Origin of the sequence: Moraxella osloensis (assembly GCF_001553955.1) — a bacterium.
Lineage (GTDB): Bacteria > Pseudomonadota > Gammaproteobacteria > Pseudomonadales > Moraxellaceae > Faucicola > Faucicola osloensis.
In genome coordinates, this window is sequence record NZ_CP014234.1 from 1,882,051 (window position 1) to 1,908,453 (window position 26,403).

Sequence of the window (26,403 nt, forward strand, 5' to 3'; positions counted from 1 at the left end):
CGCAAATTTGTTATTTTAAATAATGGAGAGGGTAATGCGATGGCAAAATGAAAATGGTCAATCACTTGTCAGCCGTGTGGTGTGACAAGTGATTGTGTGCGTGCTTAAGCTTGAAGGGCAGCGGCGTGGTGCGCAAAATGGTCAGCGATAAAACTACTGATAAAATAGTAGCTATGGTCATAACCGTCCTGCATACGCAGCGTCATCGGATAATTGGCATCTTTGGCAGCTTGCGAAAAGAGCTCAGGTTTGAGCTGCTCAGCCAAAAACTCATCCCCGCTACCTTGGTCAATCAATAGTGGTAATTTTTTGCTATGCGCTGACTGCTTCATCAACGCTAAGCTATCGTAATTTGCCCAGGTGCTTCGGTCATCACCTAGATAAGCGCTAAAGGCTTTTTGTCCCCAAGGCACTTGTGACGGTGCAACGATGGGTGAAAAAGCCGACACGCTGGCATAGCGCTGGGGATTGCGCAGGGCAATCATCAGCGCACCGTGTCCACCCATACTATGACCAAAAATACTGCGCTGGTCACTGGCAGGGAAGTGCTGTTCGATGAGATTAGGCAACTCATCGACGATATAATCATACATCTGAAAATGCGTTGCCCAAGGCGCTTGGGTGGCATTGACATAAAAGCCTGCCCCTTGCCCCAAGTCATAAGCGCTGTCATCAGGCACATCGTTACCGCTTATATCGACACCCCTAGGACTGGTATCGGGTGCCACCACAATCACGTTGTGACGACTGGCATACTCAGCAAACCCAGATTTTTGAATAAAGTTTTGCTCAGTACACGTCAGCCCTGATAGCCAATACAACACCGCACATCTTTGAGCTGTGGTTTCAGTGGTTTCAGTGGCTTCATTGACGATGGCTTTGGGTGGCAAATAGATGGCAAATTTCATCTCCGTGTGTGTGGTCACACTGGTATGCTGCCACACTTGTAGGTCACCACCGTGCAATTTATGCGATTCAACTTTTTTCATGGTGAATTTCCCATTCTGTTTAATGCTAAGTTCGGTAATGTTTTAGTAATGCAACACTGAACGAATGGACTTACCTTTATGCATCAAATCAAATGCGGTATTGACATCTTCAAGGCCCATAGTATGGGTGACAAAAGGTGCCAGTTGGATATCGCCGTGCATGGCTTGCTCCACCATACCTGGCAGTTGTGAGCGACCTTTCACCCCACCAAATGCAGAGCCTAACCAGCGGCGACCTGTCACTAGTTGGAACGGACGAGTGGAAATCTCTTGACCTGCAGCTGCGACACCAATAATCACGCTTTGACCCCAGCCACGATGCGCGCATTCAAGTGCCGAGCGCATGACATTGACGTTACCGATACATTCAAAACTGTGATCCACACCCCAACCTGTCATCTCAACAATCACTTGTTGAATGGGTTGGTCATAATCTTTTGGATTAACAAAATCAGTCGCGCCAAACTCACGGGCTAACTCAAATTTGTCGGGATTGGTGTCAACCGCAATAATACGGCCTGCTTTGGCAAGTTTGGCACCTTGAATCACAGCAAGCCCAATACCGCCAAGCCCAAACACCGCGACGCTATCGCCTTCTTGTACTTTAGCGGTGTTTTTTACCGCACCTAGTCCTGTGGTCACGCCGCAACCTAATAGACAGACCTGCTCAGGATTGGCTTCAGGATTGATTTTGGCAAGCGACACCTCAGCAACGACAGTATATTCACTAAATGTTGAACAGCCCATATAGTGATAAATTGGCTGACCTTGATAGCTAAAACGGGTGGTACCATCAGGCATCACCCCTTTACCTTGGGTAGCACGCACCGCGATGCATAGGTTGGTTTTGTCACTTTTACAAAATAGACATTCACCACATTCAGCCGTATATAGCGGAATGACGTGATCACCAGGTTGTACACTGGTTACCCCTTCACCGACTGCCATCACAATACCTGCGCCTTCATGACCCAAAACCGCTGGAAAAACCCCCTCAGGGTCATCGCCACTTAAGGTGAATGCGTCTGTGTGGCAAACGCCCGTATGGGTAATTTTGACGAGTACTTCACCTTTACGCGGTGGTTCAACGTCGATTTCGACGATTTGTAATGGTTCTCCCGCAGCGAAAGCTACCGCAGCACGCGATTTGATGGGTTTGCTAAAATCTAATGGCGCTGTGGCCGCAGTCATATCAGTCATCGGTTTATCCTTGTTATATTGGTTTTATTAAAAATGCCTTTGGTCGGCATTATGACATAACCAATTATCGCATGATTAAGCTTAAAATTGTAAGCAATTGGGTTTAATTAAATCATCATTAAAATTAAAAATTTGAATTGGATTTTTAAAAATATTTAACAATTGAAAAACCATGAAAAAACGCCTGTAACTACAGACGTTTTTTTAAATCTGGGCAGCGATTAAGCAGGTTGTTTATCGGCTTTAACCACATTGATGAGGTTATCAACCACCTCTGGTTCTGCCAAGGTTGAAGTATCACCCAAACCTTCAAATTCATGCGCGGCAAGTTTACGCAGGATACGGCGCATGATTTTACCGGAGCGCGTTTTTGGTAAGGCTTCGACCAGGTAGAGCGAGTCTAAGTTGGCGATTGGACCAATCTCACCACGGACATGACGGTTGATTTCACCTTTGAGCATCTCGCTTGGCTCTTCGCCTGATTTTAAGATGACGTAAGCAGCAACGCCTTGACCTTTAAGCTCATGCGGCATACCCACAATAGCTGCTTCAGCGACTGAAGGGTGCGATACTAACGCACTTTCAATCTCTGCTGTACCTAGGCGATGCCCAGAGACGTTTAAGACATCATCCACACGACCTGTAATCCAATAATGACCGTCTTCATCGCGCAGGGCACCGTCACCTGTGAAGTAAGCGCCGGGATAGGTGCTAAAGTAAGTTTCTAAGAAGCGTTTATGGTCTCCCCAAATGGTACGCATTTGACCTGGCCAACTGTCTTTGATGATTAAGTTGCCTTCGGCGGCGCCCGTTAATTCAGTACCTTCGGCATCGACAATCGCTGGCTTGATGCCATACAGCGGATTCATCGCGGCGCCTGGTTTGAGATCAACCGTATTGGGGATTGGGGCCATCAAAATACCGCCGGTTTCAGTTTGCCACCAAGTATCAACAATCGGACAACGACCTTCGCCCACCACCTTATAATACCAGTTCCAAGCTTCAGGATTGATAGGTTCACCCACCGAGCCTAATAGACGTAAGCTGGAACGGTTTGATTTACGAACGTAATCATCACCTTCTTTCATCATCGCGCGAATGGCGGTTGGCGCAGTATACAAGATGGTAACGTCATGCTTATCAACGATATGACCGATACGCGCCCAATCTGGGTACTGCGGCACCCCTTCAAACATCACGGTCGTTGTGCCGTTGGCAAGCGGTCCATACACCACATAGGTGTGACCTGTGACCCAGCCCACATCCGCGGTACACCAAAATACGTCATTGTCTTTGATATCAAACACGTCACGGAAGGTGGATAGCGCATAGGTCAAATAACCACCGGTGGTGTGTACCACGCCTTTAGGCTTGCCAGTTGAGCCTGAAGTGTAAAGCAAAAATAGCGGGTCTTCGGCATTCATTGGCTCTGGTGGACAGTCTTCAGAGGCGTTGTCGATTAAGTTGTGATACCAAATGTCGCGGCGTCCGCTCATTGGGATGGATTCACCGGTACGGTACACCACAATGACATTTTCAACACATTCGGTACCGTCCTGGTCTAGCGCACGATCCACATTTTGTTTAAGCGGCGTATGTTTACCACCACGCACAGATTCATCAGCGGTAATGACAATTTTTGATTGGCTATCGATGATACGGCTGGCTAGACTGTCTGCTGAAAACCCGCCAAATACCAATGAGTGAACCGCGCCAATCCGCGCACAAGCCAGCATCGCAACCGCCGCTTCAGGAATCATCGGCAAATAAATGGTGACGCGGTCGCCTTTTTTGACGCCTTTACGACGCAGTGCGCTACCAAGGCGGCATACTTCTGAATGTAGCTCTTTGTATGAGATGATTTTGTGAAGTGAGGGGTGATCGCCTTCCCAAATAATCGCAGGCTTGTAAGGGTTTTCAGCCACATGACGGTCAAGACAGTTGACCGATAGATTAAGCTCACCATCTTCAAACCATTTAATGCTAAAATTCTTTAGGTCATAATTGACGTTTTTGATTTTGGTGGGTTTTTTTATCCAATCAATCCATTCAGCGCGTTTTGCCCAAAACGCTTCATTGTTTTCGATAGATTCTTGATAGGTCTCGGCGTATTTTTGGGGAGTGGTGTTGGCTTTAGCGGCAAATTCAGCGCTATGAGGGTAGCTCTTCATAAAACATTCCTTGTTATGACAGGTGGGTGGGGTAATACGCTAACTGGCTACGAACTGACAAACGGCTCAAATAGGTAGCGGGCTTAACTTAAAAAACAACATTTTCACCTTGATAAACTAACATTGACAAGCTGGCAGTAACACGGGCTATCAACAGAGCCATGAAACGAGCCATCAATAAACGTCCGCTCACTATGAAAATGCAATACAATCTAATCCTTGATTTTAGAGTGCCTTTTCCTTAGTTTGGCAAAAAATCACAAATTTTGCAATGTTACTCAAGATATTTTAGGGATATTTTTTCAGATCTTGGGCAAAAATCTTGATTCTAAGCGGATTCCACTTTCGTCTTTTACGTAATAAATAGCGGTTATTATGCAGCAACAACATACTTCACCAAATACTTCATCAAAGATTGACACGGCTCAAAATCACGCTGGGTCAACCAGCGCACCGTCCGCTTTTGCATATGATGTCATCATCATCGGAGCAGGGGCATCAGGGCTATTTTGTGCATTGACAGCGGGCAAGCGCGGACGGCGGGTACTCGTAATAGATCATGCCAATAAAGCGGGCAAGAAAATCCTTATGAGTGGCGGTGGGCGCTGTAATTTTACCAACTATGACATTGAGCCCAAGCATTATTTAAGTAGCAATCCGCACTTTTGCAAATCAGCATTGTCACGCTATTTAAATTGGGATTTTATTGGCATGGTTAGCCAGTATCAGATTCCCTATCATGAGCGTGAGCATGGACAACTGTTTTGTGATAACTCTGCCAATGATATTTTGCAAATGCTGCTGACCCAATGCCGCGCCAATCAAGTAACCATTCAATTAAAAACCGCCATCCAGCAAATCCAAGCGTTACCCGATAATACGGGGTTTGTTTTAACGGTCAATCAACCAGCTAGTCAACAGCCTCATCAACAGGCTAATCAACAAGCCAATCAAAAAAGTAGCGAGCAAATCTTAACTTGTCAATCCTTGGTAGTCGCCACAGGCGGGCTGTCAATTCCGACCATGGGTGCGACAGGCTTTGGTTACCAAGTAGCGCAGCAATTTGGGCATACCATTGTGCCAACATCGGCAGGACTCGTACCCTTTACCTTTACCGATAAGATTGGCGATGCGATTAAATCGTTATCGGGGGTTAGTTTTGAGGTCATTGCGTTTAACGAGCGTATCAGTTTTAGGTTGCCCGTGCTATTTACCCATCGCGGTTTATCCGGGCCTGCGATGTTACAGCTATCGAATTATTGGCACGTGGGCGAGCCGATTTTTATCAATTTATTCCCAAGCCTTGATATGGCAGCATTTTTAGCTGAGCAAAAAAAACAGCACCCAAAACAGCTGATCAGAACCGTACTAAATGACCACATAGGCGCGGCGGCGCTACCTAAAAAAGTGGTGGCTACTTTGCAAAGTCTATTGTGGCAAGACATGGCTGAGACTGAGCTTGCCAATATCAAAGACGAGAAGTTAGCGCAGCTCGGTGAGCAGCTCAATGCTTGGCGTTTGACGCCATCAGGCACTGAAGGTTATCGTACAGCTGAAGTCACCCGTGGTGGCGTTGCTACTGATAAAGTTTCTTCAAAAACCATGCAAAGTCAGTTACAACCGAATTTGTATTTTATCGGCGAGGTGCTCGATGTTACTGGTTGGCTAGGTGGCTACAATTTTCAGTGGGCTTGGGCAAGCGGGTTTGTGGCTGGCGAAGTGGTTTAAGTATAAAGTGGTTTAGCTATAAAATGGTTTAGGTTTGAAGTGGGTTAGTTATTGATAAACCTAAAAAAACGGTTAAAAAAAGGCATCAGCAAAATGCCTTTTTTATTTTAACCCATTTATTTTAACCCATTTATTTTAACGCATTTATTTTAATCAAGTTTGGTGGGTGTTTAGTGTTGGCGCGCAACCGGTTGTTGCAGTGCTTGAGGTAACTCAAGAATGGTCAGATTACTGGCGGCAATATCATCGGGACGCCCGACGACCAAGGCTTCAAAACCTGTGTCAGTGGCAATGCTATTGACCACATCCACGTTGCCAATTTTTTCACCTGCATTAGGTACATCACCGGTACCTGCTACGCGGTGGAGCCAAGCTTTTGGGCTGGCTTTAAAATATAACCGCGCAATGATTTCTTGACCTAAATAACAGCCTTTATCATAGTCCACTCCGCCTTGTTGGTGTAGACGCAACTCTTGGGGTTGCCACAAGCCTGCGGTGGCTTTGACAATCCAGTAATTGCCTGTAGCGATACTTGCTTTTTGCCATGCTTTGCGATTAGCGTCGGTGTCAGTGCCATTGTCTGACTCGCTAAAACTAGGTACCCCATTGTCAACAACCGCAAAAATATCACGTGGGGCTGATAGGGTGAGTTTTGAGAACGCCGCATATTTTTTGATATGCTTGGCAAACTCATCGGCACAGTCTTGGCTGATGACGATTTGGTAAGCGTCATCCGCTATTTTTCTAATCCAAATACCCAACGCAACGCGCCCTTTGAGATTACTAATCGCGGTCGCTTGGAATTGATCGCTGAGTTTGGTGACGTTGCAGGTTACTTGTCCTTGCAAGAATTTTTGGGCATCGGCACCGGTTATATCAAAGACGACGAAATCTGTCATGGTGGCTCTCTTTTTATTGGCTAAAAAAATTATAATCAAAGTTTTGCACAATTGGGCTCGGACTGCAATCATGCTTTATTAGGTTCTGCTTGACTAAATGCTGTTACTAGGTCATCTGTCAGCGGGTTTGTCTGTGCTAGCTGATTACTATTATTGAGGTGACTTATCGCGTACAATACACTACCTGACGACTATTAAATTTTTTTTCAGATAATTGAGCGTGTGCTATGAGTTTACCTGCCTGTCCCCCATGCCCCAAGTGTAAAGAAAATTATACGTACCAAGATGGCGATTTATTGATTTGCCCGATATGTGGCTTTGAAGCACAGCAGCAGGCATGGCAAGCGGGCGAAACCGAAGCAGCCAGCGAACAAATTATTAAAGATGCCGTCGGCAATGTGTTACAAGATGGGGATAGTGTGACGGTTATTAAAGACTTAAAAGTCAAAGGCGCAAGCACGCCCATTAAAGTTGGCACCAAAGTCAAATCCATTCGCCTGCTCCATGATGCGCCCGATGATCATGATATTGATTGTAAAATTGACGGTTTTGGCGCGATGAAACTCAAATCCAGCATCGTCAAAAAAGCTTAGTTTGGGGAGGGTTTGGGCTTTGTTTGGGGCTTTGGGTATGCAACAGATAGTGACACCCAAAGCTTATCTTTTTTTATGACCCCCCAAAAGCTGTCACAATAAATTCAGTAGGTGATTATAGAAAAATACGTTACAATAAGGCTATTTTTCTACAAATTTAATCATATACTTTTTTGTTAGTAGGTAATTGTGACCGCCTTATCTCATATTCGTAATTTTTCTATTATTGCCCATATCGACCACGGTAAATCCACGCTTGCCGACCGCATTATCCAAATGTGTGGGGGTCTACAAGCACGTGAAATGCAGGCGCAAGTACTTGACTCGATGGATATTGAGCGCGAGCGCGGTATTACCATTAAAGCCCAATCTGTCACGCTGTATTATAACCACCCAAACGGTGACAAATACCAGTTTAACTTTATTGATACCCCAGGGCACGTCGATTTTTCGTATGAAGTGTCGCGTTCACTGGCAGCTTGCGAAGGCGCTTTGCTGGTGGTTGATGCCGCGCAAGGCGTAGAAGCGCAGTCGGTTGCCAACTGTTATACCGCGATAGAGCAGGGGCTTGAAGTATTACCGGTACTCAACAAAATTGACTTACCGCAAGTCGATCCTGAACGGGTGATTCAAGAAATCGAAGACATTATCGGGATTGAAGCGATGGATGCACCGCGCGTGTCTGCCAAGACAGGGGTAGGGGTGGATGATTTGCTACAAGCGATTGTTGAACGTATTCCCGCGCCTGAAGGCGACCGTGATGCCCCTTTGCAAGCGTTAATTATTGACTCATGGTTTGACAATTATCTTGGGGTTGTGTCACTGGTACGTGTGCGTCAAGGCACGCTCAAAAAAGACGATAAAATCCATATCAAATCGACCAAAGGCACCCATATTGTGACGTCAATTGGGGTATTTACCCCAAAATCGTTTGAGACCAATATCTTAGAAGCCGGCGAAGTGGGGTTTGTGATTGCCGGTATCAAAGACATTGGCGGTGCGCCTGTGGGTGATACCATTACCCTTGCCAAAACCCCAGATGTCGATAGCATACCAGGGTTTAAAAAGGTCAAGCCGCAAGTCTATGCCGGTATGTTCCCTGTCGATTCGAGTGACTTTGAGGCGTTTCGTGAAGCGCTACAAAAACTGCAAGTCAATGACGCTGCGTTGTTTTTTGAGCCTGATACCTCTGATGCACTTGGGTTTGGTTTTCGCTGTGGTTTCTTGGGGATGCTGCATATGGAAATCATCCAAGAACGTCTTGAGCGTGAATACGATTTAGATTTGATTACCACGGCACCGACCGTTATCTACGAAATCAAAAAACGGAGTGGTGAGATTATCCAAATCGATAACCCATCAAAAATGCCTGACCCAGGTCTGATTGATGAGTTTCGTGAGCCGATTGCGCGCTGTCACATTCTGGTACCACCCGATTATCTGGGTAACGTGATGACATTATGTATCGAGCGTCGTGGTATCCAAGTTGATATGAAGTTTATGGGGCAGCAAGTGCAGTTGACCTTTGATATTCCGATGGGCGAAGTGGTCATGGACTTTTTTGACCGTCTAAAATCAGTGTCACGTGGCTTTGCGTCACTTGATTACGGTTTTGAGCGCTTTCAAACAGATAAACTGGTGCGGGTGGATGTGCTGATTAATGGCGAAAAAGTTGATGCGCTGGCGATGATTTGTCATGCTGAGCAAGCGCGCTATCGCGGTAATCAGCTGGTTGAAAAAATGAAAGAATTGATTCCGCGCCAAATGTTTGATGTGGCAATTCAAGCGGCAATTGGTAGCCAAATCATTGCCCGCAGCACTGTCAAAGCCATGCGTAAAGACGTACTTGCCAAATGTTATGGCGGTGACGTGTCACGTAAGAAAAAACTACTGTCAAAGCAAAAAGAAGGTAAAAAACGCATGAAGCAAGTGGGACGTGTTGAGATTCCACAAGAAGCGTTTTTGGCGGTATTAAAAGTGGATAACCAGTCGTAGAGGCAAGTATGGATTTTGATTTTAATTTGATTCTTGTCCCTGCGACCTTGATTTTGGGCGCTATTTGGCTACTGGATAAATTGGTGCTAAAGCAAAAGCAAAGCAAAGGATTGGAGAAATCGACTGCGCCGGTGCGATGGGCGTATGATTTTTTCCCGATTTTAGCCATCGTCTTGGTGGTGCGCTCGTTTTTGATTGAGCCATTTAATATTCCATCATCGTCCATGGTGCCCACCTTATATACGGGCGATTTTATTGCGGTCAATAAATACGCGTATGGTATCCGTTTGCCACTGGTCAATACCAAGGTGCTTGATTTGGGCGCGCCACAGCATGGTGATGTCGTTGTGTTTCGATTTCCATTAAATCCAAAGCAATATTATATCAAGCGGGTGATTGGCGTGGGTGGGGATACGGTGAGCTTTAACAACGGGCAGTTAAGCGTCAATGGCAAAGCGATTCCGACCACGCCAGCAAACTTTACCCCTGACCCTAAGATGACAGCGCAGCTCTATCCGCCAGGTAAAACTGAGACCGGTGAGGTTGTGACAGCTGAGCAAGCAGCGCAACTGGGCAATCAAGAAGAACAAACAGCCCGGTATTTGCAAGAATCTCCCAGTAGTAATCATCAACATTTGGTGCGCTATTTGGGTGACAAAAATTGGTTTCAATATGCCAGCTTTTTGCAGCAAGTCTCACCTCAATTGATGGCGAGCCAAGGTCAACAATGGCAACTAACAGTGCCTAAAGGACACTATTTTGTGATGGGCGATAACCGTGATCGCAGTGCTGATAGTCGTTTTTGGGGGTTTGTACCTGATGAGAACCTAGCGGGTAAAGCCGTGTATGTGTGGACGCACAAAGCCAGTGGGCTCAGTCTACCCACCTTTAATCGCAATGGCGCAATACACTAACCGCTTACTTTAAAAAATTGCATCTCAAAGCCTTTATTACTGAGAATATTGAATTAACTAAAGCTTACATTAACCTATCTTGAGCGATGGTCAAAGGAGAATACGGCATGAACCTACCAAGTCATCAGCGCGGCGCCAGCGTCACGGGTATCGTGATTATGATTGTACTCATCGTCGTGTGTGCCAAACTCGTTTTATCCATTATCCCTGCCCAAGTCGGTCACTACCAACTCAAAAAATCGTTGGCATTGCAACTTAAAAAGTCCAATGACAATAAAGAGAGCGTCAAAGAGTTTTTAGGTAATGTCAATTCTCAATGGCATATCAACGGTGTTAGCCAAAAGGCAGAGGACGTCGTGGAAGTGGTGGATAATACGCCAGGTGCGATGTCAGTAAAACTAAAATACGATGAAGCAAACAACTTTTTTGGTAACGTCGATATCGTCAATCGCTTTGAAGATACCATTAGCGCAGAAGATGCCAAAGTCGCCAAGCAATAGTTATTAGTTATTGAACTTGTAGCCCCAATCTTAAGTAAATGCTAGCCATGTGATAATTTAAATGGCGAATACTTTTCTAACAATTTGAAGCAGATGAATTTACCAATCACTATTCCCACCTTTAATCTCAAAAAACTACCGCCACAAGTGCGTCAATTAACCGCGCTGTTTTATGAAATGGGTTATCAGTTCGATAATGTGAATTTACCCATTATGGCACTCATGCATCGCTCATTTGATAGCGAACACAATTATGAGCGATTAGAGTTCTTGGGAGATGCATTGCTCGGTGTGATCATCGCAGAAGCCTTATTTTTGCGCTATCCCGATTATAATGAAGGTCGGCTCAGTCGCTTACGTGCATCGCTTGTGCGCGAAGAAACCTTGGTGATTATTGCAAAGCAGCTCAATTTGTCGGATTATTTGATTTTAGGGGTGGGCGAGCGTAAAGGCGGGGGTCGTCAGCGCGCCTCAATCTTGGCAGATAGCGTTGAAGCTTTGATTGGCGCCATTTATCTTGATAGTCAAAATTTTGATACGGTTAAGGCTTGTGTGCTGGCATGGTTTGAAGATTTGTTCGAAAAAGTGAAAGAACAAAAAGTGCTAAAAGATGCCAAAAGCCGTTTACAAGAGCTGTTGCAAGCACACCAACTTGCGCTGCCACGCTATGAGGTGGTCGAAACCATTGGCAATGCCCCCAATCAAATTTTTGTGGTCAGCTGCCAAGTCGACATTGTTTTTGACAATAAAACCGCCAAACCCATAGCCCCAACCCAAGCGTTAGTCACAGCACAAGGGGAAAGTCGCCGTATTGCCGAGCAGCGCTGTGCCGAAGCCATGCTGACTAAAATCAGTGATTTGTTGCCCCCGCTGCGCTAATTTGCCGACCTGCTATAGCGTCAACACCCAAATTTGATGAAATGCTTACTGAAATTTGCTCAAAACTCTTCTACAATAATTTGTACCCTTTAAACCAATGTTGAGATCCCACTTTATGTCTAACCAAGCAGACGCTACCCAACAAACAACCACTGACCCAGCTGCCAACAATCCATCAGCGGACAACAACCATGATGTTATCAGTCAATTTTTTAGTGGGCAAAGTGAATTAGCGCCCGCGCGTGCGGTGGATTTTCGCACGGGGTATGTAGCCATTGTCGGACGTCCAAACGTGGGTAAATCAACATTGATGAACCATGTGTTGGGTCAAAAATTGTCCATTACCTCGCGAAAGCCCCAAACCACCCGCCATCGCATTATGGGGATTTTGACCAACGAGCAACTACAAGCAATTTTTGTTGATACCCCAGGTATTCATAGCCGCGAAGTGCGCGCTATCAATGAGCGTATGAATAAAGCCGCAACCTCGGCTTTGGCAGATGTTGATGCGGTATTGTTTGTGATTGATAGCCTAAAATGGGTGGAAGATGATGAGCTGGTGTTTGCCAAAGTGCAAAATTTGGGTGTCCCTGTGATTGCAGTGATTAATAAAAGTGACACCATTAAGGACGAAGCTCAGCTGTTTGCGCTACTACAAAAACTGCATGACACCCAAGTATTCAGCGATATTGTGCCCGTATCTGCATTACGTGCGCATAACTTAGATGAGCTAGTACGAGTCATCGGTAAGCATTTACCGATTGCAGCGCCCATCTATGATGCAGAGCAAGTCACTGACCGTTCAGAACGCTTTTTAGCCAGTGAAATCATTCGTGAAAAAGTGATGCGGGCATCGGGCGATGAGATTCCTTACGATTTAACCGTACAAATCGATACCTTCAAGGATGAGCCTGCGCATCAAGACCCAAAAACAGGCAAATGGCGTAAAGCCGTGACCTTTATCGATGCCACGATTTTTGTCGAGCGTCAAGGTCAAAAGGTGATTGTCATCGGTGATAAAGGCGAAAAAATCAAACAAATCGGCATCGAAGCGCGCCAAGACATGGAAAAAATGTTTGATAAAAAAGTGATGCTAACGCTGTGGGTCAAAGTCAAAAAAGGCTGGTCAGATGATGAGCGTGCGCTAACGAGTTTGGGCTACTAGGCTATAAGCTACTATGCGCAATCAACTGCTAACAGGTTATATTTTGCACCAAAAACCGTATGGTGAAAGCCGTAGTTTGGTTTACCTGTTTAGTGAAGAATGGGGCGTAGTACATGGTATCGGTAAAAAAAACTTACCGCTATTTGTCCCCATACAATTTTTTGGCAATGGTAAAAACAGCCTAAAAACCTTTAGTCAAAGCCAAATTTTGCAAAATCACATTACGCTCACAGGACAAAGCCTGTATGCAGGCATGTATCTCAATGAGATTTTGCAAAAGCTATTGCCTGTCGAAGAGCCGTTTGCTGAGATATGGCAAGCGTATCAGCAGTGCGTTGCAAACATGGCAACGCTGTTTGTCGAGCCAGCGCAATCGCCACATGACATGACCCGTTTAAAGTGGCATTTAAGGCGCTTTGAAAATGTATTGTTTGAACAATTAGGCTATGGGTTCGATTTTGCTAAAGATGCGCTAGGGGATTTAATAGCCCCGTCGCAGCGTTATCAATACCAGCTACAGCAGGGATTTATGCCAGTTTTACCCTTGGATAAACCTGACATGTCATTAACAGGTGAGCAGCTGCTAATTTGGTATCAATGTTTGCTAGATGAAACGCGCTTTAACCAAATGATGCAACAAGATTTTGATTTAGCCAAACAATTGGTCAATAGCATCAGTGCCATGCACCGACATTTGATGGATAATTTACTCAATTATCAAACCTTGCAAAGCCGAGAACTTTGGCAGCAGCTTACCCAATATCAATAAGCTTACCTACTATCAATCATAGACAAAATAGGGCATATCATGACCAGCAATCAACCCTTACTCGGTGTCAATATCGACCACATTGCAACCCTGCGTCAAGCGCGCGGTGTGGCGTATCCCGATCCTGTGGCAGGGGCGTTAATTTGTGAGCAGGCAGGGGCGGATGGTATCACGCTGCATTTGCGTGAAGATCGTCGTCACATTCAAGATGATGATGTTTATCGGCTTGCCAAAGTCATAACCACGCGTATGAACCTTGAAATGGCGGTGACTGACGAGATGGTTGCAATAGCCTGTGATGTTAAGCCAGCTTGGGTGTGCTTTGTCCCTGAAAAACGCCAAGAACTGACCACCGAAGGCGGGCTTGATGTGATTGGCAATCAGCAAAAAATAGCCCGCGCGATTCAACAGTTACATCAAGTCGGCACTCAAGTATCATTATTCATTGATCCAGAGTTGGCGCAAATTGATAAAAGCATTGCGCTTGGGGCAGATGCCATTGAACTACACACAGGCGCCTATGCGGATTATTGGTTGCAACAAGATCAAGTTAAAATTAGCGATGAAATCACCCGTATCAAAACAGCCGTGACTCATGCCCACCAGGCAAAAGCAAGCTTACTGGTCAATGCGGGGCATGGTCTTACCCGTGACAACGTTGCACCCATTGCTAGTATAGCTGGCATCCATGAACTAAACATCGGTCATGCCATTATTGCAGACAGTGTGTTTATGGGACTTAGCCAAGCGGTTGGCGCAATGAGAAAAGCATTTACCGCAAAAGCCTAGCTGTTAGGGGCAGTTAAACTGTTCAACTGAGTAGGGCTTATATTTAATAATGCCTGTTTTACTAAAACTTACCCTTAGTCGATTATCGACCTTACCATCTAAAGGGCAGTATTGAATATTGCCCATATAACCAATGGGTCTAGCGTTTTCTGGCTTAAAAATAATGTAGTTATTATTCAGCGAGATATTTGCCGTAAGCACACCCCAGGATAAATCTAACGTAAGCTTATGATTGAGTTTGTCTACCGCTGCCTCATAGCTGTTATTGTTATTTTTATCGATAAAGCTAATTAGCTGATGACCGCCAGTTTTCACGCAAGCCAAGCTATCACTAGCGACACAGGCGACGACAGGGTTTTGATAAATTAGCGCCTCTTGTTTTGCCCTGCTTAAAAAATTCATTAAACTTGAAGCAACGTTTTTTGCTTCCATTTGCTTTAAACTGTTAATAATAGTAATCGAAGCCATCGCCACAATGATGGATAAAACAGCCAAAACAACGACTGTTTCAATCAAAGTAAATCCCTGTCTTTTTATTGAGAACACGTTGGTTTTTGCATTATTCATTCTATTAAAGCTACCAGTTAAGTGATGATGGGATAACACAATAAACGACTTTAGTTCATTATTATATAGAGTTTAAAAGAATTAACAAACAAATATTGAACTATAAGGTAAGGCTGGTGGCTAAAAAGTGAATGAAAGCGACTAAACGACTGAAGTTATCAGGGAATGGAATGTCTATTCTACATAGTAAGGTTTTCACAGGCTAAGATGGGTTTAAATGTTCAAATACCTATTGTTACTGGTTCTAAAACATTATTAAGAAAAAAATGTTGTGACTGTAACGTAAATGTCTCCTTTATTTAGTAAGTGAATGTGACTAGAATGTATCATTTAGTGACAGTATGAATTTAAGATATGGTAAATTTAAATAGACTGTATTAAAATCCTTCTCAAGATAAGTGTATAGTTTTGATGTGTAATATCGAATCATGATAGTTGTTGAATTCTTAGTATCGAGCGTTATTAATAAGCTCAGCTACTAAAAAATAAAAAGATAACATATTGTGATATTCGTGTAATATTGTGTAGCAATGTAAAAAAAAGAGTTGTAAACACAATTTTTAGGCGTTAAGCTATATTTAACAAGTTCATAAATGGCATGTGTTTTGATGTGTTATTTTGTGAATTAACTGTCATGTTATTTTAATTTAAAATGAGCCAATCCTTTGGAGGACTTCTATGAAGCTAAATAAAATCGCTCTAGCAGTTGTTGCTGCAGCTGTTATGCCAGTAGCCGCTAACGCAGGCGTTACTGTTACACCTTTACTACTAGGTTATCATTATGTAGACGGTATCAGCAAAACTGAAGATAAACAAGGTGAGCAATTCGCAGGTACTCATCAACGTAACGACTTGTACACTGGTGCAGGTATCGGTATCGAATTGACACCTACTATCGCACTTGAATTAGAGTACGGTGAAACTGATTCTGACGCATTAAATGGCAACGGCGATAAAGTTAACGGACATAAGTTTGAACAAAAATCATACTCAGGTAACTTTACTATCGGTACTGAAACCTTTAGTGGCTACACTAACAGCCCATTTAAGCCATATGTGTTAATCGGTGCAGGTCAATCAAAAACCTCAATGGCATTTGATGATGGCAGCAAAGCAACTTCTAAAGACACAATTGGTAACTTAGGTCTTGGTGCTTACTACCGTATCAATGATGCATTAAGCTTACGTGGTGAAGGTCGTGCGATTTATAACTTCGATCACGGTTGGTGGGAAGGTCTAGCGTTAGCAGGTCTTAACGTGGTTCTAGGTGGTCACTTGGCACCAGCAGCACCAGTAGTTGAGCCTACCCCTGTTGAACCATTCATTGTGACTGATGGTGATGACGACCAAGATGGCGTACCAAATAGCGTTGACAAATGCCCAGGCACGCCATTAAATGTTGTTGTAGATGCTGATGGTTGCCCAATTGAAATCGCAATTGACGATGCGTTGCGTATGGAATTACGTGTATTCTTTGACAATGACAAAACTGTCATCAAAGATCAGTACAAACCAGAAATCCAAAAAGTTGCTGAAAAAATGCATGAATATCCAAATTCAACAGCTTTAATTGAAGGTCACGCTTCAAAAACTGGTCCTTCTGCGCGTTACAACCAACGTTTGTCTGAAGCACGTGCAAATGCGGTTAAATCAATGTTAGTTAACCAGTTTGGTGTTGCACCACAACGTATTAGCACAGTGGGTTACGGTTATGACCGCCCAATCGCAGACAATAACACTGCGGAAGGTCGTGCAATGAACCGCCGTGTATATGCTATCATCACTGGTAACAAATCTGGCACAACTGTTCAAACTAAAGACATGAACGTACAATAATTAGTTATTAAATAAAAAAAGCTACCCTCGTTGGTAGCTTTTTTTATTTTTATCCTCCGTTGCCGTAAAACCACCGACTTTAGGCGGTGGATATAAGGCAACTCCGAAACTATGCTTATACACAGAAATTCACTAAATGTGTTAAACTAACCCCATGAAAACACTCAAGCTACGCATACGAGATAAACATATAGCAAAGCTTAACCATCTAAGCGGTGCAGTTAATTTCGTATGGAACTATGTGAATGACTTGAGTTACAAGCATCTGCAAAAGACTGGTAAATTCTTTTCAGCTTATGATTTGAACGAATACACCAAAGGTAGCGGTGAATTACTAGGCTTGCATAGTCAGACTATTCAGGCAATCAATGAAACCCATGCCAAAGCTAGAAAACAATTCAAAAAAGCTAAATTGTCATGGCGAACCAACAACCCAACATCAAAGCGTAAAAGCTTGGGTTGGCTACCATTCAAACAATCGGCTATTAAGCACATTACCACGCACCAAACAGGCAAAAAGGGCTTAAAATCCACCTTACAGCTTAGTTTAGCCAAAGGACAAAAACTAGTCATTGACCTATGGGACAGCTACAACCTTAGCCTATATCAAATTAACACACTAGAAATCGTCCAAGACAGCCGTAACCGTTGGTATGCCTGTATCACCGTCAAAGACTACCCCAAACAATCATGCGGTACAGGTAGCATTGGCGTTGACTTAGGTTTAAAAGACAGTGCCACCGCCTCAAATGGCGACAAACTACAAATCAAGCAAACGCTCAAATATGCCAAAGCGTTAGCCACCGCCCAACGTGCCAAAAACAAACAGCGTGTCAAGGCAATCCATGCCAAAATCAAAAACACACGCCAAGACCTAATCCACAAATTCACCACCCAATTAGTCAAAGACAATGCCCTAATCGTGGTAGGTGATGTTAGAACTACCCAATTTAACAGTAAAAAAGGCAAACTAGCCAAATCGGTTTACGATGCAGGCTGGTTTGAACTCAAACGACAACTGACCTATAAGTGCGAGAACGCAGGTTGTCGTTTTGAAATCGTGAATGAGAAATACACTACCCAAACTTGCTCGTGCTGTGGCGATATGTCCAGTAGCTTGAGCGGTAGAGCAGGTTTGCGAATAAGAGAATGGACTTGTGCAACGTGTGGCACACGGCATGATAGAGATATTAACGCCAGTCGGAACATTCTTGCGGTTGGGCTTAACCGTCTTGCAGAAGGAATCCCCGAACGATAGGGAGGGGAGGAAGTCAATATCAGCTATAAACTCAACTTAGATAAATTTAATCTATTTTTAACGATAAGATGTTATACTACCGCGTGTTTTAATTTCCCTTCCTAGCCGAATTTTCAAGAGCTATTTTTTTATGTCAGATTCAATCAAAAATCTTCGCAATATTGCGATTATTGCCCACGTTGACCATGGTAAAACTACTCTAGTCGATAAACTGTTACAACAATCAGGTACTTTTGGTGAGCGTGCCGCAGAAGTTGAACGCGTCATGGACTCTAACGCATTAGAGCAAGAGCGTGGTATTACCATTTTAGCCAAAAACACGGCGATCAAATGGACCAATCCTAAAGACGGCGTTGAATACCGTATTAACATCGTCGACACCCCCGGTCACGCCGACTTCGGTGGTGAAGTTGAACGCGTGATGTCGATGGTTGACTGTGTGTTGTTATTAGTTGATGCCGTTGATGGTCCTATGCCACAAACCCGTTTTGTGACCTCAAAAGCATTTGCCCGTGGCTTAAAGCCAATCGTGGTGATTAATAAAATTGACAAACCAAGCGCACGTCCAGACTGGGTCATGGATCAGGTGTTTGATTTGTTTGATAATTTGGGTGCGACAGATGAGCAGCTAGATTTTCCCATCGTTTATACCTCTGCCATGAATGGTATTGCAGGGTTATCGCCTGACGAGCTTGCAGAAGATATGCAGCCATTGTTTGAAACCATCGTTAATGTTGTTGAGCCACCACAGGTGGATACGGACGGTCCATTCCGTATGCAGATTTCAAGCCTTGATTATGATAACTTCAAAGGTTTGATTGGTATTGGTCGTATTCAGCGTGGCTCGGTTAAAACCAATACGCCTGTAACGATTGTTGATAAAGAAGGTAATAAACGTAACGGCCGTATCCTACAAATCATGGGTTACCATGGTCTTGAACGTATCGAAGTACCTATGGCGCAGGCAGGTGATATCGTCTGTATCACGGGTATCGATGCGTTAAATATTTCTGATACTATCTGTGATCCACAAAACGTAGAAGCCTTACCACCGCTAAGTGTCGATGAGCCAACCGTATCGATGACTTTCCAAGTGAACAACTCACCGTTTGCGGGTAAAGAAGGTAAATTCGTGACGTCGCGCAATATTCGTGAACGCCTAGAACGTGAGTTAATTCATAACGTGGCACTTCGCGTAGAAGATACCGACAGTCCTGATAAATTTAAAGTCTCAGGTCGTGGGGAACTTCATTTATCTGTATTGATTGAGAATATGCGCCGTGAAGGTTTTGAGCTCGGTGTGTCACGTCCAGAAGTAATTGTTCGTGAAATCGATGGTGAGAAACAAGAACCCTTTGAAAATGTGATTTTTGACGTTGAAGAACAGCACCAAGGCGCGGTAATGGAGCAAATGGGCTACCGTAAAGGCGAATTGACCAATATGGAAGTTGACGGCAAAGGTCGTATCCGTATTGAAGCGATAGTACCGTCACGTGGTTTGATTGGTTTTCGCTCTGAGTTCTTAACCATTACCTCAGGTACCGGTATCATGACTTCAAGTTTCTCACATTATGGTCCTGTCAAAACAGGCGATGTGGCAAAACGCCAAAATGGGGTGTTGATTTCTATGGTGAATGGTACGGTATTGGGATATGCGCTATTTAACCTTCAAGAACGCGGTCGTATGTTTGTATCACCACAAACTGAAGTATATGAAGGCATGATTGTTGGTCAAAACTCACGTAGCGATGACATGGTAGTCAATCCAACCAAAGCAAAACAGTTGACGAACGTGCGCGCCAGTGGTACCGATGATGCGATTATTTTAACGCCGCCAATCATTTTTACCCTTGAACAAGCGCTTGAATTTATTGAAGATGATGAGCTGGTTGAAGTGACACCAAAATCAATTCGTCTACGCAAAAAATACTTGACTGAGAATGAACGTAAACGTAACGGTCGTAAATAATAGCAGATTTAAGCTATAAAATTTTGAAAAAGCCTAACATTTATTTACAAAAAGCTTGTACCTGTTACAAGCTTTTTTAATTTAATCTACACGCTTGCAAAGCAAAGGTTTGAAATTTTACACAATTCCTTATGATAATAAGGGTTTTTTAGTCAACGATTGTAGCAATTATTTTTAAATTAGGAGAAGTTATATGAGTATGATGTCAGAATTTAAGGAGTTTGCCCTCAAAGGTAACGTGATGGATTTGGCAGTGGGTGTCATCATCGGTGGCGCATTTGGTAAAATTACGACGTCATTGGTAGAAGATATTATTATGCCGATTATCTCTGCGATTATGGGCGGCAAAATCGACTTTACCAATATGTTTATGGTGTTAGGTGATGTACCTGCAGGCACCGCCATGACGTATGATGCGCTCAAAAAAGCGGGCGTGCCTGTGTTTGCATATGGTAATTTTATCACCATCTTAATCAACTTTATTATTTTGGCATTTATTATCTTTATGTTGGTGAAAGCTATGAACCGCCTACGCCGTCAAAGCGAAGCGCAAGAAGCGGCTGCACCAGAACCATCAGAAGAAGTACTATTGCTCCGTGAAATCAGCAGTAAATTAAGCAAATAACGGTTTGTAAAAAAGCTGATAGATTAAAATTTCAGCCCATGTTATTTATAAATGAAAAAAAGCCTCCATGATAACTGGGGGCTTTTTATTGATTGCTAGTCAATCTACCTTTTTTATCTATACATATTCATCAGCTAACGACAGTAAGGCAAGTTATGACAAAGCAGGTAATCGTGCTTGGTGCAGGGGTGGTGGGTGTCACCACTGCTTGGCAGCTACGACAAGCAGGGTTTGAGGTAACGGTAATCGAGCGTGAAAGCAGCGCTGCATTGTCAACATCGTTTGCCAATGGTGGGCAAATATCTGTATCACATGCCACGCCTTGGGCAAATCCTGATACACCCTATAAAGCGCTAAAATGGTTATTTCGAGAAGATGCGCCATTGTTGTTTCGCTGGCGTCGGTTGTTGGGTTTGCCGGGCAACGCGGGACAAGATACAGCCCCTGATATGGCGCTGTGGCGATGGGGTTGGCAGTTTTTGCAGCAGTGCAATGCGAAAAGTGCCGATGCTAATTTGGTGCAGATGGTCAATTTAGGATTATACTCTCGGCAGATACTGGGGGAAGTCAGGGCGCAAACAGGCATTGATTACGACTGTCTAACACGCGGTATTATGCATTTTTATACCGATCATGCTGAGTTTCAAGCAGCGATAGCACCCACTAAACGGATGCAGCAATTGGGCTGTGATCGGCAAGTGATTAGTGTGCATAAAGCGATAGAATTAGAGCCTGCGTTAACTGGTATTGGCAAAGAATTGGTTGGGGCGACTTATACCGCACTTGATGAATCAGGGGATGCCCAAAAATTCACCCACCGCTTGGCAGCACTTTGTCAACAGCAAGGGGTAACATTTTTATTTAATACTGCGATCAAACGACTTGTTTATCATAACCAACACATTGCCGGTGTGGAAGTAATCTCCGTTGATAGCAAAGATAATGCGGCTTTGCCAGCGCAGTCACAGATACTGTCCGCCGATGCGTATGTACTGGCGTTAGGGAGTTATAGTCCTGCTTTAGTCAAAGCATTGGGTATCAATCTACCCATCTATCCTGCCAAAGGCTATTCAGCCACGTACCCCGTGTTGCGACCCGATGAGACACCTTATGTAAGCTTGATTGATGATGAGTTTAAGCTGGTGTACTCGCGTTTAGGCGATCGCTTGCGAGTAGCAGGAACGGCTGAATTTAACGGGTTTAACCTTGAGCTTAATCCCGTTCGTTGCCAAGCGATTACGCGGCGGGTGAGAGCGGTGTTTGGGGATGCGGTAGATTTGACCCAGCCAAATTATTGGACAGGGCTGCGACCGATGACACCGTCAAATGTGCCGATTATCGGTCGCGCGGTCAATCGTCAAGGACGTATTGATAATTTGTATCTCAACACCGGACATGGTACTTTGGGCTGGACGCACTCGAACGGCTCAGCAAAAGCGATTGCTGATATCATGCAAGGGCGTCAGCCACAAGTAAATTTTAACTTTGTGGGCTTGCAGGATTAAGGGATTGGGTTGGGATACTGGCAGATTTTGGAAAGGTGACAGTGAAGGTCGAGCCTTTGCCAACTGTGGAGGTGATATCCAAGGTGGCATGGTGCTGATACAAGACATGCTTGACAATTGCTAGCCCCAAACCGGTACCCCCTGTGTCACGGCTTCGACCCGTGTCCACGCGATAAAAACGCTCGGTTAAGCGCTGAATATGGCGCTGCTCGATGCCAATGCCATTGTCGGTCACGCTAAAACATACCCCCGCGTCACACTCATACCAACTAATACTAATCTCACCACCTTTTGGGGTGTATTTCATGGCATTGGTAATCAGGTTACTGAGCGCACTTCGCAGATAATCTTCATAACCCAAAATATGTAACGTGCTGTCGATGTGCAAATGAATCATATGGTCGTATGATTTGTTGTACATCTGTGCATCGTCAAACAATTGCATTAGCATTTTAGGAATATCAATGTCTTTTGGCTCAGTGGGTTTTTCATCGTTCTCTAAGCGAGATAATAACAATAAGTCATTGATGATGTTATTCATGCGCTGACTTTGCTGCATCATCTGAGTAAACGCGCGAGCAATACGCGGATCTAAATCAGGCTGTTCACTCAAAGTCTCCACATACCCCATGATGACGGTAAGCGGCGTGCGAAGTTCATGCGAAACATTTGCCACAAAGTCTTTTCGCATCTGTTCTAAGTGCTGAAAACGGGTGACATCATAAATCAGCAGTAATTTTTCTTGCCCAAATTTGGTAATCTTGCACTGCACATAGCGCTCGATATTAGAGGGGCTGTGGATACGCACGCCATCGGGATAGTCTTCAATGTGGTGATAATATTGATGAAAAAGCGGGTTGCGAATAATGGTCAACACATTGCGACCTTGGTCGGGCGCTTTAAAATGAAAAAGCCGCTCGGCAGAGTTGTTCCACCATTCGATACAGTCGTTTTTATCAATCAGCATAATCGAGTCTTGCAATGCGCTTAGCGAGTCGCGCACTTTTTGCACCAGAGAAACGGTTTGCTGATGTGCCAATTTCTCTTGGCGATTGACTTGGTAGATATTACTGGCGATGACATTAAGGTTGGGCTCAAATGCAGGCGGTAGCTCATCGGGATTTTTGTTATACCATGCTTTAAAGCGTTGTATCGACCATAAAAAATATAGCTGATAGAGGCACAGCCCTATCGCCAGTCCCCAACCCCAAAACCCTAATAGCCCGCCAATCAACAGCCCGGCAACCCCAGCTGTCACGACGGGTGAAATGCTCGCCCACATATTAATTTTTCTAGCATCCATTGAGAAAGCTTACTATAACGAAGTTGGGATAAGTTGGCAAAAATTTCAATGCAATTAGGGCGTGTCCCTAATTCGGAACAAAGTATTTTTAATGGCCTAAAAATGCCTAAATCTGGCAAAACTGCGTTAAATTGTTTGACAATATTCCAATATTATCTGCACAATTTGCCTTGTTTTGCTGGCGATTTAGTCTATTTTTAGTCTCATTATCCAAATAGGGACACGCCCTAATCAGGCTATTGTTAGTCGATTTTATTAGAAAAGCGATAGCCTGTGCCACGTACAGTTTGGATATAGTCGGCAAACCCAAATGGCTCAAGCACTTTACGCAGGCGGCGGATATGCACGTCAATGGTACGATCTTCGACATACACATTGCCACCCCACACTTGATCGAGTAGCTGGGTGCGGGTATAAGCGCGCTCAGGATGACTCATAAAGAAAGCAAGTAGCCGATACTCTGTCGGTCCGATATCCACCGCTTTGTTATTGGCACTCACGCGCTGACTGGCAGGGTCAAGCGACAAGCCGCCTACGTCAATGGGTTTTTCGCCTGACAATGCGCTACTACGGCGCAATACCGCTTTGATACGGGAAACCAGTTCACGGGTGGAAAACGGCTTGGTGATATAGTCATCTGCCCCAGCGTCAAGTCCTTGGACTTTGTTGTCCTCTTCGCCTTTGGCGGTGAGCATGATGATAGGAATTTCAGAGAGCATTTCATCTTTCTTTAGGCGGCGGCATAAATCAATGCCTGATAGCCCATTGGGTAACATCCAATCTAATAAGATGAGGTTGGGGCGATGATCGACCGCCAAATGATGGGCTTGAGAGACTTCTGAGGCTTGCAAACAATCAAATCCTGCCATCTCTAATGTGGTCACGATCATTTCTCGAATGGCAGGCTCATCTTCCACCACCAAAATAGTTTCATTTTTCATAAATTTCTCAAGCGATAAAATAGGCAACTGTTTACCAAAATAATTTTATGACAACAATATTACAATGCCCATATTACAACTTCAGAATATGACAGAAAAATGACAACGATAAGTTTTTAGGGCTTTTATTTGTGGTGTTGTAAAAAATTCGGCGTTTCACTCAATTTTTGGTACTTAACACAGGTCGCATCACAGTTCAAAAATAAAATTTATCGGACCATCATTGCAACTGCTGACTTGCATATCTGCGCCAAATTCGCCTGTTTGCACGGCTGCATATTGCGTCTTGGCATACGCTACTATCTCGGCAAACAAAGCGTTGGCAGTATCGGGCGCCATCGCAGGCTTAAAATCAGGACGTCTACCCGATTGGGTATTGGCAAGGAGGGTAAACTGCGACACTAACAGTAAGCCGCCATTAACCTGTTGCACGTTTTTATCCATTTTGCCTAGCTCATTTTCAAATACGCGATAGGTGAGGATTTTATCAATCATTTTTTGCCCCATCGCAAGCGTATCATCATGCCCAAGTCCAAGGTAGACAAGTGCGCCATGGGCAATCTCGCCGACGATTTGTTGTGGGTGAGGCGCTTGGTTGACTGCTACTTTGGCAAATTTCACCCGTTGTAGTACTGCTTTCATGATTTTTCCTATCCGTCAGTTTGAGCGTAAGCGGCTTTACTTAAAAGCTAGCTTGTCGCTTAACTCGTAGCCCAGTGTTTAATATACCGTGATTCTAAGGGGGATTTTGATTATAATAAGCCAACTTTAAAATGCCAATCTCGAGTAACTTATGACCTTGTTTACCACATTACAATCGCTTGTCCCACAACAAAAAATCAGTGAAATCGCAGGTCGTCTTGCCCAAAGCCGTCATCCGATGGTGAAAAAAACCTTTATTCGTACCTTTGCTTCGGTGTATGGCATCAAGCTAGAGGAATATGCGCGCGGTAGTTTTTCTCAGTATGACAGTTTTAATGATTTTTTTACCCGTGAGCTCAAAGACGGCGCGCGCAAGATTGATGATGACCCAGATGCGCTTATCTGTCCTGCAGATGGCATGATATCGCAATTGGGGCAAATCGATAAAGACCAAATCCTGCAAGCCAAAGGCAAATCGTATGAAGTTGGGCAATTGCTCGCGGATTATGAACTTGGTAAAGCCATGCAAGAGGGGAGTTTTGTCACCGTGTATTTGGCACCGACCAATTATCACCGCGTGCATATGCCGTTTGACGGTACCTTGGTAGAGACCATCTATGTGCCAGGACAGCTATTTTCGGTCAATAACGAGACCGCTGAAAACATTACCGATTTGTTCGCCCGTAACGAGCGCTGCGTGTGTGTGTTTGATACTGAGTTTGGTAAAGCTTGCGTTGTGCTAGTCGGGGCGATGATTGTAGCAGGGATTGAAACAGTTGCCACAGGCAAAATCAAACGTAGCGATCGCGTGCAGCGTCAAACTCATCAGATGACATTGAAAAAAGGCGATGAGCTTGGGCGGTTTTATTTGGGCTCAACGGTGATTGTGGTATTACCAAAGTCAGCGGGCATTGCTTGGGACGCAGGTCTTTCTAATTCAGTGCCGGTGACAATGGGTCAACGTCTGGGTACTTTTTTGCAGTAAGCTGCCAAGGTATAGGTTAAAAAGGTAGCACAGGCTGCCTTTTTTATGGGGTGTTTTAGCCAATTTGCATAGGTTGATTGCTCACATAAACTAAACGATAACGAAAAATATTTTAGTAAAATTTGTTTATAATAGCCGACTTATGATTTTTGCCTGCTTTTTTATTTAGACGCGCTTTTTT

23 protein-coding genes are annotated in these 26,403 nt (G+C 44.2%); 15 read left to right on the forward strand and 8 right to left on the reverse strand.

Annotated features, from left to right (window positions below; genetic code table 11):
* Window positions 1-104: 104 nt before the first annotated feature.
* From fghA to acs, 3 genes are all read right to left on the reverse strand, one after another.
* Window positions 105-989, reverse strand: a complete 885-nt coding sequence (gene fghA / locus AXE82_RS08290) for an S-formylglutathione hydrolase (protein ID WP_062333558.1) — start codon at window positions 987-989, stop codon at window positions 105-107.
* Between the two features lie 42 nt (window positions 990-1,031).
* Complete coding sequence (locus tag AXE82_RS08295) at window positions 1,032-2,141, reverse strand: S-(hydroxymethyl)glutathione dehydrogenase/class III alcohol dehydrogenase (RefSeq protein ID WP_062334889.1); 1,110 nt, start codon at window positions 2,139-2,141, stop codon at window positions 1,032-1,034.
* A 269-nt stretch (window positions 2,142-2,410) separates the two neighbouring features.
* The gene (acs, locus tag AXE82_RS08300) at window positions 2,411-4,360 is read right to left on the reverse strand and encodes an acetate--CoA ligase (RefSeq protein ID WP_062333562.1); all 1,950 of its coding nucleotides are present in this window, start codon (window positions 4,358-4,360) and stop codon (window positions 2,411-2,413) included.
* Between the two features lie 375 nt (window positions 4,361-4,735).
* Between acs and AXE82_RS08305 the strand changes: the two genes are divergently transcribed.
* Window positions 4,736-6,088 (forward strand): BaiN/RdsA family NAD(P)/FAD-dependent oxidoreductase, encoded by a 1,353-nt coding sequence (locus AXE82_RS08305; protein ID WP_082741443.1) that lies wholly within the window; start codon window positions 4,736-4,738, stop codon window positions 6,086-6,088.
* Window positions 6,089-6,258: 170 nt separating this feature from the next.
* On the opposite strand, the gene ygfZ is transcribed toward AXE82_RS08305, so the two are convergent.
* Window positions 6,259-6,987 carry a CAF17-like 4Fe-4S cluster assembly/insertion protein YgfZ gene (gene ygfZ, locus AXE82_RS08310; protein ID WP_062334893.1) on the reverse strand — a complete coding sequence of 243 codons (729 nt, stop codon included), beginning with the start codon at window positions 6,985-6,987 and terminating at the stop codon, window positions 6,259-6,261.
* A gap of 227 nt (window positions 6,988-7,214) precedes the next feature.
* Here ygfZ and AXE82_RS08315 point away from each other — a divergent pair, with 227 nt between their 5' ends.
* The 8 genes from AXE82_RS08315 (at window position 7,215) to pdxJ (ending at window position 14,591) form a co-directional block, all read left to right on the forward strand.
* The gene (locus AXE82_RS08315) at window positions 7,215-7,580 is read left to right on the forward strand and encodes a zinc ribbon domain-containing protein YjdM (protein ID WP_062333565.1); all 366 of its coding nucleotides are present in this window, start codon (window positions 7,215-7,217) and stop codon (window positions 7,578-7,580) included.
* A gap of 189 nt (window positions 7,581-7,769) precedes the next feature.
* Entirely contained in the window at window positions 7,770-9,575 is a 1,806-nt protein-coding gene (gene lepA / locus AXE82_RS08320) for a translation elongation factor 4 (protein ID WP_062333568.1), read from the forward strand.
* Window positions 9,576-9,583: 8 nt separating this feature from the next.
* Window positions 9,584-10,489, forward strand: coding sequence for a signal peptidase I (gene lepB, locus AXE82_RS08325; protein WP_062333571.1), 906 nt, complete (start codon window positions 9,584-9,586; stop codon window positions 10,487-10,489).
* Between the two features lie 107 nt (window positions 10,490-10,596).
* Complete coding sequence (locus AXE82_RS08330; RefSeq protein ID WP_062333575.1) at window positions 10,597-10,989, forward strand: DUF4845 domain-containing protein; 393 nt, start codon at window positions 10,597-10,599, stop codon at window positions 10,987-10,989.
* A 93-nt stretch (window positions 10,990-11,082) separates the two neighbouring features.
* Window positions 11,083-11,868 (forward strand): ribonuclease III, encoded by a 786-nt coding sequence (gene rnc, locus AXE82_RS08335; RefSeq protein WP_062333578.1) that lies wholly within the window; start codon window positions 11,083-11,085, stop codon window positions 11,866-11,868.
* 115 nt (window positions 11,869-11,983) lie between these two features.
* Complete coding sequence (gene era / locus AXE82_RS08340; RefSeq protein ID WP_062333580.1) at window positions 11,984-13,033, forward strand: GTPase Era; 1,050 nt, start codon at window positions 11,984-11,986, stop codon at window positions 13,031-13,033.
* A gap of 13 nt (window positions 13,034-13,046) precedes the next feature.
* Complete coding sequence (recO, locus tag AXE82_RS08345) at window positions 13,047-13,802, forward strand: DNA repair protein RecO (protein ID WP_062333584.1); 756 nt, start codon at window positions 13,047-13,049, stop codon at window positions 13,800-13,802.
* A gap of 39 nt (window positions 13,803-13,841) precedes the next feature.
* Complete coding sequence (gene pdxJ, locus AXE82_RS08350; protein WP_062333587.1) at window positions 13,842-14,591, forward strand: pyridoxine 5'-phosphate synthase; 750 nt, start codon at window positions 13,842-13,844, stop codon at window positions 14,589-14,591.
* A gap of 3 nt (window positions 14,592-14,594) precedes the next feature.
* On the opposite strand, the gene AXE82_RS08355 is transcribed toward pdxJ, so the two are convergent.
* Window positions 14,595-15,197: a pilus assembly FimT family protein gene (locus AXE82_RS08355; protein ID WP_150114642.1), complete on the reverse strand. Its 603-nt coding sequence runs from the start codon at window positions 15,195-15,197 to the stop codon at window positions 14,595-14,597.
* A 639-nt stretch (window positions 15,198-15,836) separates the two neighbouring features.
* On the opposite strand from AXE82_RS08355, the gene AXE82_RS08360 reads away from it, so the two are divergent.
* From AXE82_RS08360 to AXE82_RS08380, 5 genes are all read left to right on the forward strand, one after another.
* Window positions 15,837-16,994 (forward strand): OmpA family protein, encoded by a 1,158-nt coding sequence (locus tag AXE82_RS08360; protein WP_062333593.1) that lies wholly within the window; start codon window positions 15,837-15,839, stop codon window positions 16,992-16,994.
* 154 nt (window positions 16,995-17,148) lie between these two features.
* Complete coding sequence (locus AXE82_RS08365) at window positions 17,149-18,252, forward strand: RNA-guided endonuclease InsQ/TnpB family protein (RefSeq protein ID WP_062333595.1); 1,104 nt, start codon at window positions 17,149-17,151, stop codon at window positions 18,250-18,252.
* Window positions 18,253-18,382: 130 nt separating this feature from the next.
* Entirely contained in the window at window positions 18,383-20,221 is a 1,839-nt protein-coding gene (gene typA, locus AXE82_RS08370; RefSeq protein WP_062333597.1) for a translational GTPase TypA, read from the forward strand.
* Window positions 20,222-20,414: 193 nt separating this feature from the next.
* A complete protein-coding gene (gene mscL / locus AXE82_RS08375) occupies window positions 20,415-20,846 on the forward strand; it encodes a large conductance mechanosensitive channel protein MscL (RefSeq protein WP_062333600.1) in 432 nt (143 codons plus the stop codon).
* A 155-nt stretch (window positions 20,847-21,001) separates the two neighbouring features.
* Window positions 21,002-22,351 carry a D-amino acid dehydrogenase gene (locus tag AXE82_RS08380; RefSeq protein WP_062333603.1) on the forward strand — a complete coding sequence of 450 codons (1,350 nt, stop codon included), beginning with the start codon at window positions 21,002-21,004 and terminating at the stop codon, window positions 22,349-22,351.
* On the opposite strand, the gene phoR is transcribed toward AXE82_RS08380, so the two are convergent.
* From phoR to dtd, 3 genes are all read right to left on the reverse strand, one after another.
* Window positions 22,326-23,633, reverse strand: coding sequence for a phosphate regulon sensor histidine kinase PhoR (gene phoR, locus AXE82_RS08385; RefSeq protein ID WP_227713363.1), 1,308 nt, complete (start codon window positions 23,631-23,633; stop codon window positions 22,326-22,328). The genes AXE82_RS08380 and phoR overlap by 26 nt on opposite strands.
* Window positions 23,634-23,896: 263 nt before the next feature.
* Window positions 23,897-24,595 (reverse strand): phosphate regulon transcriptional regulator PhoB, encoded by a 699-nt coding sequence (gene phoB / locus AXE82_RS08390; protein WP_036595303.1) that lies wholly within the window; start codon window positions 24,593-24,595, stop codon window positions 23,897-23,899.
* Window positions 24,596-24,784: 189 nt separating this feature from the next.
* Window positions 24,785-25,237 carry a D-aminoacyl-tRNA deacylase gene (gene dtd / locus AXE82_RS08395; RefSeq protein ID WP_062333610.1) on the reverse strand — a complete coding sequence of 151 codons (453 nt, stop codon included), beginning with the start codon at window positions 25,235-25,237 and terminating at the stop codon, window positions 24,785-24,787.
* 151 nt (window positions 25,238-25,388) lie between these two features.
* On the opposite strand from dtd, the gene asd reads away from it, so the two are divergent.
* Entirely contained in the window at window positions 25,389-26,222 is an 834-nt protein-coding gene (gene asd, locus AXE82_RS08400) for an archaetidylserine decarboxylase (protein ID WP_062333613.1), read from the forward strand.
* Window positions 26,223-26,403: the final 181 nt, after the last annotated feature.

Bases quoted from the DNA above. Each gene is read 5' to 3' on its own strand.
- fghA (WP_062333558.1), bottom strand. From the start codon at position 989: ATGAAAAAAGTTGAATCGCATAAATTGCACGGTGGTGACCTACAAGTG.
- acs (WP_062333562.1), bottom strand. From the start codon at position 4,360: ATGAAGAGCTACCCTCATAGCGCTGAATTTGCCGCTAAAGCCAACACC.
- AXE82_RS08305 (WP_082741443.1), top strand. From the start codon at position 4,736: ATGCAGCAACAACATACTTCACCAAATACTTCATCAAAGATTGACACG.
- ygfZ (WP_062334893.1), bottom strand. From the start codon at position 6,987: ATGACAGATTTCGTCGTCTTTGATATAACCGGTGCCGATGCCCAAAAA.
- AXE82_RS08315 (WP_062333565.1), top strand. From the start codon at position 7,215: ATGAGTTTACCTGCCTGTCCCCCATGCCCCAAGTGTAAAGAAAATTAT.
- lepB (WP_062333571.1), top strand. From the start codon at position 9,584: ATGGATTTTGATTTTAATTTGATTCTTGTCCCTGCGACCTTGATTTTG.
- AXE82_RS08330 (WP_062333575.1), top strand. From the start codon at position 10,597: ATGAACCTACCAAGTCATCAGCGCGGCGCCAGCGTCACGGGTATCGTG.
- rnc (WP_062333578.1), top strand. From the start codon at position 11,083: ATGAATTTACCAATCACTATTCCCACCTTTAATCTCAAAAAACTACCG.
- era (WP_062333580.1), top strand. From the start codon at position 11,984: ATGTCTAACCAAGCAGACGCTACCCAACAAACAACCACTGACCCAGCT.
- recO (WP_062333584.1), top strand. From the start codon at position 13,047: ATGCGCAATCAACTGCTAACAGGTTATATTTTGCACCAAAAACCGTAT.
- pdxJ (WP_062333587.1), top strand. From the start codon at position 13,842: ATGACCAGCAATCAACCCTTACTCGGTGTCAATATCGACCACATTGCA.
- AXE82_RS08360 (WP_062333593.1), top strand. From the start codon at position 15,837: ATGAAGCTAAATAAAATCGCTCTAGCAGTTGTTGCTGCAGCTGTTATG.
- AXE82_RS08365 (WP_062333595.1), top strand. From the start codon at position 17,149: ATGAAAACACTCAAGCTACGCATACGAGATAAACATATAGCAAAGCTT.
- typA (WP_062333597.1), top strand. From the start codon at position 18,383: ATGTCAGATTCAATCAAAAATCTTCGCAATATTGCGATTATTGCCCAC.
- mscL (WP_062333600.1), top strand. From the start codon at position 20,415: ATGAGTATGATGTCAGAATTTAAGGAGTTTGCCCTCAAAGGTAACGTG.
- AXE82_RS08380 (WP_062333603.1), top strand. From the start codon at position 21,002: ATGACAAAGCAGGTAATCGTGCTTGGTGCAGGGGTGGTGGGTGTCACC.
- phoR (WP_227713363.1), bottom strand. From the start codon at position 23,633: ATGTGGGCGAGCATTTCACCCGTCGTGACAGCTGGGGTTGCCGGGCTG.
- phoB (WP_036595303.1), bottom strand. From the start codon at position 24,595: ATGAAAAATGAAACTATTTTGGTGGTGGAAGATGAGCCTGCCATTCGA.
- dtd (WP_062333610.1), bottom strand. From the start codon at position 25,237: ATGAAAGCAGTACTACAACGGGTGAAATTTGCCAAAGTAGCAGTCAAC.
- asd (WP_062333613.1), top strand. From the start codon at position 25,389: ATGACCTTGTTTACCACATTACAATCGCTTGTCCCACAACAAAAAATC.